The organism is Streptomyces sp. A0592 (genome assembly GCF_004795115.1).
GTDB classification, from domain to species: Bacteria; Actinomycetota; Actinomycetes; order Streptomycetales; family Streptomycetaceae; genus Streptomyces; species Streptomyces erythrochromogenes.
The window spans coordinates 35,152-49,003 of record NZ_SSBM01000040.1 but is presented as its reverse complement, the minus strand read 5'-3'; the positions used below and the strand labels follow the sequence as shown (position 1 = coordinate 49,003).

The window sequence follows — 13,852 nt, the reverse complement described above, 5'->3', positions numbered from 1 at the left end:
TCCCAGGGTTACCGGGGTTCCCAGGGTTACCGGGGTTCCCAGGGTTACCGGGGTTCCCAGGGTTACCGGGGTTCCCAGGGTTACCGGGGTTCCCAGGGTTACCGGGGTTCCCAGGGTTACCGGGGTTACCGGGGTTCCCAGGGTTGCCCGGATTCCCGGGGTTGCCCGGGTGGTCGTCGCACGGTTCGTCGTCGCCCGGGTTTCCGGGGTGTCCCGGGTGACCGGGGTGACCCGGCTTGCCGTGGCCCGAGGCGTTGGCGCAGTGGTTCCCGAAGGCCGGGTTGAGGCCTCCCACCACCGTCACCGTGTTCCCGCAGGCATTCACCGGCGCGTCCACGGGCGCCTGCACGGTGTTCCCGGACAGCAGGCCCGGAGAGTTCTTCGCATGCCCCGTAGCGGCGGAATCCGCGTGCGCGTGGCCCCCGCCCAGCGCCAGGACACCCCCCGCGGCAGCCATGGTGATCAGGGTCTTCCTGGTGACCTGTGCCGGTCGTCGCATCTGTACTCGTCCCCTGGTGTGTACGTATCGGCCGGAGCTCGCAGACCCGGCCGCCCAGGCTCCCCCGCCTGGTACGCCGATGAATGATTTCGGGCCGTAAAAGGCCGGTGGCCCCGGAGCGCTGGATTGCGCTCCGGGGCCGAAGACTTCAGTCGCGTCAGGCGTTGACGCAGGTGTTGCCGAAGGCCGGGTTCAGCAGGCCGATCACGGACACGGTGTTGCCGCAGACGTTGACCGGGATGTGGACCGGGACCTGGACGACGTTGCCGGACAGGACGCCGGGGGAGCCGATGGCCGCACCCTGGGCGCCCGCGTCGGCGACGGCCAGACCCGCACCCGCGAGAACCAGACCACCGGTGGCAGCCGCAGCGGCGACAACCTTCTTGAGCATTGTTCCTCCTAGTAGGCAAAGTGCGGTCCCAGCCGCGGACCGCACCACCTGTAACGAGGAGGGATCACCAGGGCTACGAGCGTATGAGTGCATTCACTCTTCTCAGTGGAATGCGCACACCTTCTCGAATCTCAGGCGTTGTCGATGAATCGGTCGAGCACCCGCGCCCCGAACTTCAGTCCTTCCACCGGCACCCGCTCGTCCACGCCGTGGAACATTCCGGCGAAGTCGAGCTCCGGCGGCAGCTGCAGCGGCGCGAAGCCGAAGCAGCGGATGCCGAGGTCGTCGAAGGACTTGGCGTCCGTGCCGCCCGAGAGCATATACGGGACCGCCCGCGCGATCGGGTCCTCCGCCTGCAGGGCGCCCTGCATCGCCTCGACCAGCCGGCCGTCGAAGTCCGTCTCCAGGGCCTTGTCGGCGTGCACGTCCTCGCGCTTCACGCGGGGGCCGAGGATGCGGTCCAGGTCCGCGAAGAACTCCTCCTCGTAGCCCGGCAGGAAGCGGCCGTCCACGTGGGCCGTCGCCTGGCCCGGGATGACGTTGACCTTGTAGCCGGCGCCGAGCATCGTGGGGGCGGCCGAGTTGCGCAGGGTCGCGCCGACCATCTTGGCGATGCCGCCGAGCTTGGCGAGCGTGGCGTCCATGTTGTCCGGGTCCAGCGGGGTGCCGAGCGCGTCCGAGAGCTCGTCCAGGAAGGACCGTACGGTCTTGGTCACGCGCACCGGCCACTGGTGGCGGCCGAGCCGGCCCACGGCCTCGCACAGCTCCGTGATGGCGTTGTCGTTGTTGGTCATGGAGCCGTGGCCCGCGGTGCCCTCCACCGTCAGGCGCATCCAGTGCATGCCCTTCTGGGCGGTCTCCACGAGGTAGAGCCGGAGGTTCTCGTTCACGGTGAAGGAGAAGCCGCCGACCTCGCCGATCGCCTCGGTGACGCCCTCGAACAGGCCCGGGTGCTTGTCGACGAGGTGCCGGGCCCCGTAGATGCCGCCGGCCTCCTCGTCGGCGAGGAAGGCCAGCACGATGTCCCGCGGGGGCTTGCGGCCGCTGCGCATCCGGTCGCGGACGACGGCCAGCGTCATCGCGTCCATGTCCTTCATGTCGACGGCGCCGCGGCCCCAGAGGCAGCCGTCGGCGATCTCACCCGCGAACGGGTCGTACGTCCAGTCCGCGGCGTTGGCCGGAACCACGTCGGTGTGCCCGTGGATCAGCAGTGCGGGCCGCGAGGGGTCCTCCCCCCCGATCCGGGCCACCGTCGAGGCGCGCCCCTTGTGCGATTCGAAGATCTGCGGCTCCAGCCCGACCTCGGCGAGCTTCTCGGCGACCCACTCCGCCGCCTTGCGCTCCCCGGGGCCCGAGTGGTCTCCGTAGTTGCTGGTGTCGATCCGGATGAGGTCCCGGCAGAGGTCGACGACCTCGTCCTCGCCGGAAACGGTCTTGCCCGCGCTCGACTCGCTCACGCTGCTTCCTCCCACTGATCCACTCAGTACCGAACGTTCCCATCCTCGCCCCCCGGGCCCCTGTCCCCAAGGGCGATCCCCGGCCGTCGGGGGGTGTGATCGAGGACCCCCCGCCGTTTGGTAATGTTTTCCACGTCGGAACGGCCCGCGAGGGACGGACGGCACACACCCGGTCCGGGTGGCGGAATGGCAGACGCGCTAGCTTGAGGTGCTAGTGCCCTTTATCGGGCGTGGGGGTTCAAGTCCCCCCTCGGACACCAACGAGAAGGACCCCGCTTCGGCGGGGTCCTTCTTCGTTCCCGGGAGCGGCCGCGGTCGGCACCGGGCGCGCGGCGGCGGCCCCGGATTGTTTGGTAGTGTTTCGCTCGTCGCAACGGCCCGCGAGGGCGGACGACACACACCCGGTCCGGGTGGCGGAATGGCAGACGCGCTAGCTTGAGGTGCTAGTGCCCTTTATCGGGCGTGGGGGTTCAAGTCCCCCCTCGGACACAACGACGAGAGGCCGGTCGGGAGAAATCCCGACCGGCCTCTCGCGCGTCTCGGGGCCGTACGGGCGAGGGCGCTCCCGCCCGACACGACACCGGCCCCGGTCCCCCCGCCGCTCAGGGCGGGCTCGGCAACATGCGAGGCCCCCCGCGCCGGCGGGTCGCCGGTGCGGGGGGCCTCGGAGCCCTCGCGAACGTCAGTCGCGGTCGGCGGCCAGTTCGGCCACTCGGCCTCGGACCAGGAACCAGCCGCCGACCAGGGCGGCGGCGATGGCCGGGAGGAGCATCACCGTGGTGCGGCCGACGCCGCCGTCGCTCCACATCAGCACCAGGACCGTGACGAGGAAGATCAGGGTCACGATCTGGGTGTACGGGGCCCAGGGCAGGCGGTAGGACGGGCGGGAGACCAGGCCCTTCGTCGAGCGGTGCCAGAAGAAGAGCGAGCAGAGCATGACCATGCCCCAGGTGCCCAGGATGCCGATGGAGGCGAGGTTGAGGACGATCTCGAAGGCCTCGCCCGGCATCCAGTAGTTCAGGCCGACGCCGGCGACGCCGAAGGCGGCGGTGAAGAGGACGCCGCCGTAGGGGACCTTGCCCTTGTTCATGACGCCGGTGAACTTCGGGGCGGAGCCGGAGAGGGCCATCGAGCGCAGGATGCGGCCGGTGGAGTACAGGCCCGAGTTCAGCGAGGAGAGGGCGGCGGTCAGGACGACCAGGTTCATGATGCCCGCGGTACCGGGGATGCCCAGCTTGTCGAAGACGGTCACGAACGGGGACTGGTCGGCGGAATAGGCGGAGTACGGGAGCAGCAGGGCCAGCAGGACGACGGAGCCGACGTAGAAGACGCCGACGCGCCACATGATGGAGTTGATCGCCTTCGGCATGATCTTCTCCGGGTTCTCGGTCTCGCCCGCGGCGACGCCGCACAGCTCGACGGAGGCGTACGCGAAGACGACGCCCTGGACCACCAGGAGCATCGGCAGTACGCCGGAGGGGAAGAGGCCGCCGTTGTCGGTGATCGTCGACAGGCCGGGGGTGTGCCCGTCGATCGGGTGGCTGGTGGCGAGCAGGTAGATGGCGACCAGCATGAAGATCACCAGGGCGCTGACCTTGACGATCGAGAACCAGAACTCCATCTCGCCGAAGTACTTCACCGAGATCAGGTTGGCGGTGAGGACGATGGCGAGCGCGATGAACGCGAGGACCCACTGCGGGACGTCGGTGAACGCGGACCAGTAGTGGGCGAACACGGCGGCGGCCGTGATGTCGGCCACGGTGGTCGTGGACCAGTTCAGGAAGTACAGCCAGCCGGCCGTGTAGGCGCCCTTCTCGCCCATGAACTCGCGGGCGTAGGAGACGAAGGCGCCGGAGGAGGGACGGTAGAGGACCAGCTCGCCGAGGGCCCGGACCACGAAGAAGGCGAAGACGCCGCAGACCGCGTAGGCGATCGCGAGGGAGGGGCCGGCGCCGGCGAGGCGGCCGCCGGCGCCGAGGAACAGGCCGGTGCCTATCGCTCCGCCGATCGCGATCATGTTGATGTGGCGGGACTTGAGGTCCTTGCTGTAACCCTCGTCACCGGCGTCGACATGGCGGGAGGGCGCCGGAGCGGGTGCCTCGGTCATGGTGCGGTCACTCATGTATGACATTCGCCTTCGTGGGTGGGACAGGCAGCCGGGAGGGCCCCGCAGGGGAGCTGGGTGGTGTCCCCTGTGACGCGTTCCGGGTGTTTTGATCGCCATAGGAGACCACGAGGCTCGGCCAGCCGCCAAAATCGCCCCTGTACGTCGAAGCCCCCGACGACCTTGGAAACAGGCGTCGGGGGCTTCGTAGGGGCTGGAAAGCGAGGTCAGTCGGCGGGTGTGCCCTCTGCCACCTGATCGAGGCGGAAGGCTTCGTTGCCGAGCCCGATGCGGGCGTGGACCTCGGGGCGGCTGCGGCGCAGGAAGACGCCGTAGAGCAGTCCGGCCACGACGGCGGCGCCGATGATGCCGGGCAGGACCCAGCTGAGCGCGGAGCCCTTCTCGGCGCCGACGAGGACACCGAAGTCCTTGACGGTGTAGACGGCGATGGCAAGCAGGGCGAGGCCGGCGGCGGCCGCCGCGACGAGCCGCCAGACCTGGGCGCCGGCGGTGCCGCGGCGGACGAAGAAGGCGATCACGGCGAAGGAGGCGGTGGCCATGAGGAGCGTCACACCCAGAGCGCCGACGCTGCCCATCCAGGTGAACAGGTGCAGGACGGGGGCGGTGGGGTCGCCGGCCGGGAGGTCGTCGGTGACCGCGAAGGCGAGGACGACGACGGTCGCGATGCCGGTCTGGAGGAGCGAGCCGGTGGCGGGGGCGCCGGTGCCGGCGTTGGTGCGGCCGAAGGCGGCCGGGAGCAGGCCCTCGCGGCCCATGGCGAAGGCGTAGCGGGCGACGACGTTGTGGAAGCTGAGCATGGCGGCGAACATGCCGGTCACGAAGAGGACGTGCAGGACGTCGGTGAAGGCGGTGCCGAGGCGGGCCTCGGTGAGCTGGAAGAGCAGGCCGGGGCCGGCCTCCGCGGCCGTCTTGACGACCTCGCCGGGGCCGGTGGCGATGGTGAGCGCCCAGGCGCTGAAGGCGAAGAAGAGGGCGACGAAGCCGACGGCGAGGAACATCACGCGGGAGACGACGATGTGCGGCTTGCTGGTCTCCTCGGCGTACACCGGGGACTGCTCGAAGCCGACGAAGGCGGCGATGCAGAAGCACAGGGCGGTGCCGAGGCCGGCTCCGCCGAGGGTCTCCGGGTTGAAGGCGTGGAGCGAGAGGCCTTCGGGTCCGGGCTTGGCGAGGGCGGCGGCGTCGAAGACGACGACGAGGGCGCACTCGATCAGGAGCAGGACGCCGAGGACCTTGGCGTTGAGGTCGATCTTGAGCCAGCCGAGCGCGCCGGTGACGGCGACCGCGAGCAGGGCGGGGATCCACCAGGCGAGTTCGATGTCCAGGTAGGTGGCGAAGAGGCCGGAGATCTCGAAGCCGAGGATGCCGTAGACGCCGACCTGCATGGCGCTGTACGCGACGAGGGCGACGAGGGAGGCGGCGGCGCCGGCGGTGGGGCCGAGGCCGCGGGCGATGTAGGCGTAGAAGGCGCCCGCGTTGTGGACGTGGCGGCTCATCTCGGCGTAGCCGACGCTGAAGAGCGCGAGGACGAGGCCCAGGATGACGAAGAGCAGGGGCTGGCCGACGACGCCCATCAAGCCGAAGGTCGTGGGCATGACACCCGCGACCACCATCAGGGGGGCGCTCGCGGCGAGTACGGAGAGCAGCATGCCTGCGGTGCCGAGGCGGTCGGCGCGCAGCGCGCGGTCCTGGCCCTTGTACGTGCGTATCTCGGCCGGTTCCTGGAGCGTGGTGGATCTGCCCGTCGGCATGGCGGCGTCCTTTCCGGGGCGCGGTTCTTTCGGGGGCGGATGGGGAAGCGGGGGGTGAGGCGGTGGGGCCGTGGGGAGGGTCAGGCGGTGCCGAGTGCGACGTTGCGCGCGGCGAGGAAGGCCTTGTGCGGGTCGCGGTCGGGATAGGACCAGGGGGCGCGGGTGGCGTGGCTGCCGATGCGGTGGAACAGCGCGGCGGCCTCCGCGGGTCGGCCCTCGCAGAGTTTGGCGTGGGCGAGGAAGTTGAGGTCGACCCGGTTGCGGGGGTGGTCGTCGCGCTCCCACTCCAGCCACCAGTCGAAGGCGGACCGCAGCACTTGGCGGGCGCGGCGGCCCTCCCAGTGCGCTGCGGCCGCCTCGGGGGTGTGGCCGCGCGTGGCGGCGAGCACCCGGTAGCGCTCTGCGTGCGCGACGACGGGGAGCACGGCCAGCGGTGAGTCGGCCGGGGACTCCTCTGCGGCCCAGGCCGCGAAGTCGTAGACCTCGTGGAGCGGGTCCTGGCCGGGGGCGAGGGTGCGTTCGGCCAGCTTCGCCACCATGAGGTGGTGGGCGTGGTGGTGCTCGCGGTGGCGGGCCCGGACCTGGTCGAAGTGGCGGCTGAACTCCTCCTCGGTGCCGAAGGCGCGGGAGAGCAGGAGCAGACCGAGCCAGGGGGTGGGGTCGTCGGGGAGCAGGGCGGCGGCCCGGCGGCAGGCTTCCTCGGCCGCGGCCGGGGTGCACTTGTGGCGCAGGGCGGTGAAGACGGCGGCGCAGGCCAGGAGGGTGGCGGCGTCGGCGCTGTCCGGTTCGGCGAGCAGCCACTCGCGGGCCCAGGCGGTGGCCGCCGGGGTCTGGGCGAGGACGACGACGCGGTGGCCCCGGCGGTCCCAGTCGTCGCCGGTGCCGACGAGGAGGGAACGGACCCTGGCCCAGCGCCCCTGGGTGAACTGGGAGCGTACGTCGATGAGTTCGGCGTCGCAGAGGGCGGGGTCGAAGAGCTGGGCGTCCCGCTTGCGGGCGCGGCCGAGGGGCGGCGGAGGCGGGGACATCCGCGGGGTTTCCCTCCAGGACGCGGGCGGACGGGGATCGGGTCGGTGGCGACCTCCCCCGCGCGCGCCGGGCGCACGCGCGTGGTGGGGTGGTCGGGCCGTGAGGTCTGGGGATCGTGCCGGTGGAGCTCCGCGGAACTCCGGGGGACTGCGGAGGAACTGCGGTGGTGCTGCGTCGGGTCGCCGGTGCGCAGGCGGAATTCGCTCGGAACTCCGGTGAGCACTCCGGTGATCACGCACAGCAAAGCGGTACGCGCAGCTCCGAGTCAAGGTCCAGTCCACTGCGTGGCGGGTTTCAACTGCTGTGGCGACCGTGCCAGTTGGGCGGGCGATATTCGTTCCGGCAGGTCGGGGGCGGCGCCTTAGGGTGGCCGTATGACTGCATATGACGATCTTCCCCCGTACCTGCTGGGGTTCCCCGGCCCGTTGCGCGACCAGTTGGTCGCGGCCGTGCTGAGCGGGGTGAAGACCAGCACCACCGGCCTGCTCGCGGAGTACGAGGCGGAGCGGGAACCCCTGCCGGAGCCCGGCGCGCGGTCCCTGCTGGTCGACTCCGACGAGCGGGGTGTGGCGGTGGTGGAGGTGACGGCCGTGGAGGTGCTGCGGCTCGCCGAGGTGGGGCTGGAGCACGCCCTCGACGAGGGCGAGGGGTACACGTCGGTGGCTGAATGGCGCACGGCACACGAGGAGTTCTGGCACAGCGAGCCGGTGCGCACCGTGATCGGCGACCCGGGGTTCACGGTCGACGACGACACCCTCGTCATCGCGGAACGGTTCCGGGTCACCGAGCGGCTCGTCTGACGCCCCCGGCGCGCGGGTCGCGGGCCGCGGGCCGCGGCCGACCGCACGCGCCGCGGCCTGCCTCAGCCGACCACACGCGCCGGAGCCGGCCTCAGCCGACCGCCTGCGCCGCGGCCCGGCCCGCCGCGCGGCCCGAGAAGATGCACCCGCCGAGGAAGGTGCCCTCCAGGGCCCGGTAGCCGTGGACCCCGCCGCCGCCGAACCCGGCCGCCTCGCCCGCCGCGTAGACGCCCGGCAGCGGTTCGCCCGTGCCGGTCAGGACCCGCGAGGAGAGGTCGGTCTCCAGGCCGCCCAGTGACTTGCGGGTCAGGATGGAGAGCCTTACCGCGATCAGCGGGCCGGCCTTCGGGTCGAGGATCCGGTGCGGGGCGGCGGTGCGGATCAGCTTGTCGCCGAGGTATCTGCGGGCGCCGTGGATGGCGGTGACCTGGAGGTCCTTGGTGAAGGGGTTGGCGATCTCCCGGTCGCGGGCCACGATCTCGCGCCGGACGGCGGCCTCGTCGAGGAGGTCCTCCTTGGTGACGGCGTTCATGCCGCGCACGAGGGCGGAGAGGTCCCGCTCGACGACGAAGTCCGCGCCGCGGTCCATGAAGGCCTTGACCGGGCCGGGCACGGCCTGGCGGGCCCGGGTGATGACGTCGCGCACGGACTTGCCGGTGAGGTCCGGGTTCTGCTCGGAGCCGGAGAGGGCGAACTCCTTGCCGATGATGCGCTGGTTGAGCACGAACCAGGTGTGGTCGTGGCCCGTCTTCATGATGTGGTCGAGCGTGCCGAGGGTGTCGAAGCCGGGGAAGAGCGGGACGGGCAGCCGCTTGCCCGTGGCGTCCAGCCAGAGCGGGGACGGGCCGGGGAGGATGCGGATCCCGTGCTGGGACCAGATCGGGTCCCAGTTCTGGATGCCCTCGGTGTAGTGCCACATCCGGTCCTTGTTGATGTGGCTGGCGCCCGCGGCCTCCGCGATGCCCAGCATCAGGCCGTCCACGTGCGCGGGGACCCCGGAGAGCATCCGCTGCGGCGGGGTGCCGAGCCGGGCGGGCCACTGCGCGCGTACGAGGTCGTGGTTGCCGCCGATGCCGCCGCTGGTGACGATCACGGCCTGGGCCCGCAGGGAGAAGGACCCGGTGGCCTCGCGGCTGCTGGCGGTACCCCGTACGGCGTCGGAGGGCTCCAGGACCTCGCCGGTGACGGTGTCCACGGCGCCGGCGGTGGCGGACAGCCCGGTCACCCGGTGGCGGAAGGCGAGGCGGACCAGGCCGCGGGCCACGCCCTCGCGGACCCGCCGTACGAACGGCTCCACCAGGCCGGGTCCGGTGCCCCAGGTGATGTGGAAGCGGGGGACGGAGTTGCCGTGTCCGTTGGCGTCGTAGCCGCCGCGCTCGGCCCAGCCGACGACGGGGAAGAAGCGGACGCCCTGCCGGTGCAGCCAGGGGCGCTTCTCCCCGGCCGCGAAGTCGACGTAGGCCTCGGCCCAGCGGCGCGGCCAGGCGTCCTCGTCGCGGTCGAACCCGGCCGTGCCCAGCCAGTCCTGGAGGGCGAGGTCCCGGTTGTCCTTGATCCGCATCCGGCGCTGCTCGGGCGAGTCCACGAAGAACAGCCCGCCGAAGGACCAGTGCGCCTGCCCCCCGATGGACTGCTCCGGCTCCTGGTCGAGCAGGATGACCTTGCGGCCCGCGTCGACGAGCTCGGCGGTGGCCACGAGCCCCGCGAGCCCGGCTCCGATCACGATCACGTCTGCGTCGTACGTCATGCGGATACCCGTCCTCCGTCGATGGTGGGGCAGATCCTTTGCTACGGAGCGGTAACCAGTCAACAGCGGTGGTTGGATGAACCCGTGAGTGCCGCAGATGAAGTACTGGACGTGGTGGACCGGGAGGACCGGGTCCTCGGGCAGGCCCGGCGGGGCGAGGTGTACGCCCGCGGACTGATCCACCGCTGTGTGTTCGTGCTGGCCAGGGACGCGCAGGAGCGGATCTTCGTGCACCGGCGGACCGCCTCGAAGCTCGTCTTCCCCTCCCACTACGACATGTTCGTGGGCGGGGTGCTGGGCGCCGGCGAGAGCTACGGGGAGGCCGCGCTGCGGGAGGCCGGGGAGGAGCTCGGGGTGCGGGGGCTGCCGCAGCCGGCACCCCTGTTCAAGTTCCTGTACGAGGGCCCGGGCGGGTCCTGGTGGTCCTCCGTGTACGAGGTGCGGTGCGAGCTGCCGGTGGCCCCGCAGGTCTCGGAGGTGGACTGGCACACCTTCCTCACGCGGGAGGAGCTGGACCGGCGGGTCGGGGACGGGGAGTGGGACTGGGTGCCGGACGGGCTGGAGGCCTACCGGCGGCTGCGCGCGTACCGGCTCCCGCCAGTAGATTGATCAGGTGATCGACTTCGTCAAGGACGTACGCCTGTGGTTCGCGCCGTCGCGGCTGAAGGACGAGGGCGACACCCCCGACTACCGCTTCTCGCTGGCCAACGAACGTACGTTCCTCGCCTGGATCCGGACCGCTCTGGCCCTGGTCGGCGGCGGTTTCGCCGTCGACCAGTTCCTGCCCGACCTGCGGTGGGGCGTACGGGTGGGGATGGCCCTGGCGCTGCTCGTGGTGGGTGCGGCCTGCGCGCTGCGGGCGGTGAACCACTGGGTGCGCTGCGAGCGGGCGATGCGGCGGCACGAGGACCTGCCGCTGTCGCGGTTCCCGGTGGTGCTGAGCCTGGGCGTGGGGCTGGTCGCGGTGGCGATGGTGGTGGTCGTGCTGCTGGGCTGGACGTCGGGGCGGTGAGCGTTCCGGGGACGGACCGCGACGCCGGGCTCCAGCCGGAGCGGACCCGGCTCGCGTGGCGGCGTACGACCCTGGCGTCCTCGGTGGTGGCGGTGCTGGCGCTGCGGCAGGCGCTGCGCGGGTCCGGGTCGTCGACGGAGGTGGCCGGTGCGGCGGTGATCGTGTTGGTCTGGCTGGCGTTCCTGTGGGTGGCGCACCGCCGGATCCAGGCGCTGGCGACCGGCCGGCCGCAGGTGCTGGGGGCCCGGTCGGTGCTGGCCGCGGTCGCGTGCACGGTGGCGCTGGCGGCGTTCGCGGTGGCGGTCATCCTCTGACCCTGACCCGCCCCTGGGCGGGTCAGGGTCAGAGGATGACCGTGACCCGCCCCTGGGCGCTGAGCGCCGAGCCCTGAGTCCTGAGCCGCCTGACCGATCATCCCACTTACCCCTTCTGATCGGGACACAACGGGTGATAGCCGACCATTCGCACTAGTCTCGACGCCATGACGACCCTCCACCACGAACACCCCACGCACCAGCACGTCCACGGCGCGGACTGCGGCCACCAGGCGGTCCCGCACGGCGACCACGTCGACTACGCGCACGACGGACACCTGCACCGGGAGCACTCGGGGCACTGGGACGAGTGCGAGCCGGCCGGGCACACCGCCCACGAGGGCCACGCCCACGCGCACGGCACGGGCTGCGGGCACGACACCGTCCGGCACGGCGACCACGTCGACTATCTGCACGACGGACACCGGCACGCAGCGCACGACGGGCACTACGACGACCACTGACCGTCGCCGCCGCCCCTGACCGGCGCTCCGGGCCAGGCCCCTCGCGGGCTCCCCCGGCCGGCCCGGGGCGGCACCCGCTCTCCCCCGGCGCGACGGCGGCTGGCAGGATGCCGACCGCCTGTCACAGCGACCCGGGGAGAGCGCAGATGCCCGTCGACGACCCGTACCTCGTCCAGCCCGCGCCGGGGGTGTACGCCTACGTCCAGCCCGACGGCGGCTGGTGCCTGAACAACGCCGGCTTCGTGAGCGACGGCGGCCGGACCCTGCTCGTCGACACCGCCGCCACCGAGCGGCGGGCCCTGGCGCTGCGCGAGGCGGTCGTGGCGGCCGGGGTGCCGCTCCCGCGGACCGTGGTGAACACCCACCACCACGGCGACCACACCTACGGCAACTCCGTCTTCACCCCCGAGGCGCTGGTCCTCGCGCACGACAACGCCCGGACCGAGCAGCTCGCCGCCGGCCACCAGCTGGAGATGATCTGGCCCGCGACGGACTTCGGGGCGATCGACATCACCGCGCCCGACCTCACCTACAGCGACCGGGCGACCGTGCACGTGGGCGGGACCGAGGTGCAGGTCGTCCACCCGGGCGTCGCGCACACCACCGGGGACTCGGTCGTGTGGCTGCCCCGGCAGCGGGTGGTCTTCACCGGGGACCTGGTCTTCGCCGGGGGCACGCCGTTCCTGGCGATGGGCTCGCTCGCCGGTTCCCTGCGGGCGCTGGAGCTGCTGCGGTCGCTGGACGCGGAGACCGTCGTCCCGGGCCACGGGCCGCTGACCGACCCGTCGGCCTACGACTCCACCGAGCGCTACCTGCGGTACGTCGCCGAACTGGCCCGGGAGGGGAGGGCCACGGGGCTGACCCCGCTGGAGGTGGCCCGACAGGCCGATCTCGGCGAATTCACGGCGTGGCGGGAGAGCGAGCGGCTGGTGGCGAACGTGCACCGGGCTTATGCGGAGCTGGCCGGGGAGCCGGAGGGCGCGCCGCTGGACATACTGGCGGTCCTCACGGACATGACGGTGATGAACGGCGGTACGCCGATCCTCTGCCACGCGTGAGCCCGCCGGGCCGGAGGGGTTCTTTCGGCCCGCCCTCTGGACGGCATACCGACTGGTCGGCATGATTACCTGCGGTGGTGCGCCGACGCACCGCCGCTCGTCCCTCATCGACTCTCCGCACGGAGGTGCGCACATGACCTCAGCCCCGGCCGACCCGCGAGGCCTGGATCTGGAGCGGCTGCGCGGTCATCTCGACCGGGCCCGGCCGGGACTCGTGGCCGGTGCGCTGCGCGGCCGGCTGATCGAGGGCGGCCGGTCGAATCTCACGTACGAGATCACCGACGGGACCGCCCGCTGGGTGGTGCGCCGGCCGCCGCTCGGCCACGTCCTGGCCACCGCCCACGACATGCGCCGGGAGCACCGGGTCATCGCGGCGCTGCACGGGACGGCCGTGCCGGTCCCGGAGCCGGTGCTGCTGTGCGAGGACGAGGAGGTGCTCGGGGCGCCGTTCTACGTCATGGAGTACGTCGACGGGGTGCCGTACCGCACGGCCGACGAGCTCGCCGCGATCGGCCCGGAGCGGACCCGGCGGGCGGTGCTCGGGCTGGTCGACACGCTGGTCGAGCTGCACGCGGTGGACCCGGAGGCGGTGGGCCTGGGCGACTTCGGCCGGCCGGAGGGCTTCCTCGACCGGCAGCTGCGGCGCTGGGGCAAGCAGCTCGCGGCCTCCCGGGGGCGTGAGCTCGCCGGGATCGACGAGCTGCACGGCGCCCTGGGCCGCAGCCTGCCCGACTCCCCCGCCCCGACCGTGGTGCACGGCGACTACCGGCTCGACAACGTCCTCATCGGCGGGTCCCCGTCCGGCCCCGACACGATCCGGGCGGTGCTGGACTGGGAGATGTCCACGCTCGGGGATCCGCTGACCGACCTCGGGCTGCTGGTGATGTACAGCTCCGACCTGGGTCTGCCCGCGTCCCCGGTCGGCACCACGAGCGGGGCCCCGGGGCATCCGACGCCCGCGGAGCTGGTCGAGCGGTACGCCGCCCGCTCCGGGCGGGACACCGGGGCCATCGCCTGGTACACGGCCTTCGCCTGGTTCAAGCTCGCGGTGATCCTCGAGGGCATCCACTACCGCTACACGCTCGGGCAGACCGTCGGTGCGGGCTTCGACCGGATCGGCGAGCTGGTTCCGGTCTTCATCGAGCACGGACTGACCACCCTCCAGGGCCTCCATCCATTCGACAACGGCCAGGAAGGCTGAGGCA

General features: G+C 72.0%; 14 protein-coding genes and 2 tRNA genes. 9 read left to right on the top strand and 7 right to left on the bottom strand.

Annotation, left to right across the window (positions count from 1 at the left end):
• The 3 genes from E6U81_RS40650 to E6U81_RS33830 form a co-directional block, all read right to left on the bottom strand.
• A partial coding sequence (locus tag E6U81_RS40650; protein ID WP_136233824.1) for a chaplin occupies positions 1-499 on the bottom strand: 499 nt, incomplete at its 3' end.
• 157 nt (positions 500-656) lie between these two features.
• Positions 657-890, bottom strand: coding sequence for a chaplin ChpH (chpH, locus tag E6U81_RS33835; protein WP_030963738.1), 234 nt, complete (start codon positions 888-890; stop codon positions 657-659).
• A gap of 131 nt (positions 891-1,021) precedes the next feature.
• Positions 1,022-2,347, bottom strand: coding sequence for a M20/M25/M40 family metallo-hydrolase (locus tag E6U81_RS33830; protein ID WP_136233823.1), 1,326 nt, complete (start codon positions 2,345-2,347; stop codon positions 1,022-1,024).
• 172 nt (positions 2,348-2,519) lie between these two features.
• Here E6U81_RS33830 and E6U81_RS33825 point away from each other — a divergent pair.
• Both E6U81_RS33825 and E6U81_RS33820 read left to right on the top strand, forming a co-directional pair.
• Positions 2,520-2,607: transfer RNA gene (locus E6U81_RS33825), tRNA-Leu, on the top strand.
• Between the two features lie 144 nt (positions 2,608-2,751).
• Positions 2,752-2,836, top strand: a tRNA-Leu gene (locus E6U81_RS33820).
• A 193-nt stretch (positions 2,837-3,029) separates the two neighbouring features.
• Here E6U81_RS33820 and E6U81_RS33815 read toward each other — a convergent pair.
• The 3 genes from E6U81_RS33815 to E6U81_RS33805 form a co-directional block, all read right to left on the bottom strand.
• Positions 3,030-4,469, bottom strand: a complete 1,440-nt coding sequence (locus tag E6U81_RS33815; RefSeq protein ID WP_136233822.1) for an amino acid permease — start codon at positions 4,467-4,469, stop codon at positions 3,030-3,032.
• 209 nt (positions 4,470-4,678) lie between these two features.
• The gene (locus E6U81_RS33810; protein ID WP_136233821.1) at positions 4,679-6,223 is read right to left on the bottom strand and encodes an APC family permease; all 1,545 of its coding nucleotides are present in this window, start codon (positions 6,221-6,223) and stop codon (positions 4,679-4,681) included.
• An 80-nt stretch (positions 6,224-6,303) separates the two neighbouring features.
• Positions 6,304-7,251: a hypothetical protein gene (locus tag E6U81_RS33805; protein WP_136233820.1), complete on the bottom strand. Its 948-nt coding sequence runs from the start codon at positions 7,249-7,251 to the stop codon at positions 6,304-6,306.
• Between the two features lie 375 nt (positions 7,252-7,626).
• Between E6U81_RS33805 and E6U81_RS33800 the strand changes: the two genes are divergently transcribed.
• Positions 7,627-8,052, top strand: coding sequence for an ASCH domain-containing protein (locus tag E6U81_RS33800; RefSeq protein WP_136233819.1), 426 nt, complete (start codon positions 7,627-7,629; stop codon positions 8,050-8,052).
• A 91-nt stretch (positions 8,053-8,143) separates the two neighbouring features.
• Here E6U81_RS33800 and E6U81_RS33795 read toward each other — a convergent pair whose 3' ends face one another.
• The gene (locus tag E6U81_RS33795; protein ID WP_136233818.1) at positions 8,144-9,799 is read right to left on the bottom strand and encodes an FAD-binding dehydrogenase; all 1,656 of its coding nucleotides are present in this window, start codon (positions 9,797-9,799) and stop codon (positions 8,144-8,146) included.
• Between the two features lie 84 nt (positions 9,800-9,883).
• On the opposite strand from E6U81_RS33795, the gene E6U81_RS33790 reads away from it, so the two are divergent.
• The 6 genes from E6U81_RS33790 to E6U81_RS33765 all read left to right on the top strand — a co-directional run bounded on the left by E6U81_RS33790 (position 9,884) and on the right by E6U81_RS33765 (position 13,848).
• Complete coding sequence (locus E6U81_RS33790; protein WP_136233817.1) at positions 9,884-10,408, top strand: NUDIX domain-containing protein; 525 nt, start codon at positions 9,884-9,886, stop codon at positions 10,406-10,408.
• A 4-nt stretch (positions 10,409-10,412) separates the two neighbouring features.
• Complete coding sequence (locus tag E6U81_RS33785; RefSeq protein WP_031153931.1) at positions 10,413-10,811, top strand: DUF202 domain-containing protein; 399 nt, start codon at positions 10,413-10,415, stop codon at positions 10,809-10,811.
• The gene (locus tag E6U81_RS33780; RefSeq protein ID WP_136233816.1) at positions 10,808-11,125 is read left to right on the top strand and encodes a DUF202 domain-containing protein; all 318 of its coding nucleotides are present in this window, start codon (positions 10,808-10,810) and stop codon (positions 11,123-11,125) included. The genes E6U81_RS33785 and E6U81_RS33780 overlap by 4 nt, the downstream gene beginning before the upstream one ends.
• A gap of 167 nt (positions 11,126-11,292) precedes the next feature.
• Positions 11,293-11,589, top strand: coding sequence for a hypothetical protein (locus E6U81_RS33775; RefSeq protein ID WP_136233815.1), 297 nt, complete (start codon positions 11,293-11,295; stop codon positions 11,587-11,589).
• A 146-nt stretch (positions 11,590-11,735) separates the two neighbouring features.
• Positions 11,736-12,647: an MBL fold metallo-hydrolase gene (locus E6U81_RS33770; protein ID WP_136233814.1), complete on the top strand. Its 912-nt coding sequence runs from the start codon at positions 11,736-11,738 to the stop codon at positions 12,645-12,647.
• Positions 12,648-12,780: 133 nt separating this feature from the next.
• Positions 12,781-13,848: a phosphotransferase family protein gene (locus tag E6U81_RS33765; protein WP_136233813.1), complete on the top strand. Its 1,068-nt coding sequence runs from the start codon at positions 12,781-12,783 to the stop codon at positions 13,846-13,848.
• Positions 13,849-13,852: the final 4 nt, after the last annotated feature.

Excerpts from the sequence above, each read along its gene's own strand:
- chpH (WP_030963738.1), bottom strand. The coding sequence starts at position 890 with ATGCTCAAGAAGGTTGTCGCCGCTGCGGCTGCCACCGGTGGTCTGGTT.
- E6U81_RS33815 (WP_136233822.1), bottom strand. The coding sequence starts at position 4,469 with ATGAGTGACCGCACCATGACCGAGGCACCCGCTCCGGCGCCCTCCCGC.
- E6U81_RS33810 (WP_136233821.1), bottom strand. The coding sequence starts at position 6,223 with ATGCCGACGGGCAGATCCACCACGCTCCAGGAACCGGCCGAGATACGC.
- E6U81_RS33805 (WP_136233820.1), bottom strand. The coding sequence starts at position 7,251 with ATGTCCCCGCCTCCGCCGCCCCTCGGCCGCGCCCGCAAGCGGGACGCC.
- E6U81_RS33800 (WP_136233819.1), top strand. The coding sequence starts at position 7,627 with ATGACTGCATATGACGATCTTCCCCCGTACCTGCTGGGGTTCCCCGGC.
- E6U81_RS33795 (WP_136233818.1), bottom strand. The coding sequence starts at position 9,799 with ATGACGTACGACGCAGACGTGATCGTGATCGGAGCCGGGCTCGCGGGG.
- E6U81_RS33775 (WP_136233815.1), top strand. The coding sequence starts at position 11,293 with ATGACGACCCTCCACCACGAACACCCCACGCACCAGCACGTCCACGGC.
- E6U81_RS33770 (WP_136233814.1), top strand. The coding sequence starts at position 11,736 with ATGCCCGTCGACGACCCGTACCTCGTCCAGCCCGCGCCGGGGGTGTAC.
- E6U81_RS33765 (WP_136233813.1), top strand. The coding sequence starts at position 12,781 with ATGACCTCAGCCCCGGCCGACCCGCGAGGCCTGGATCTGGAGCGGCTG.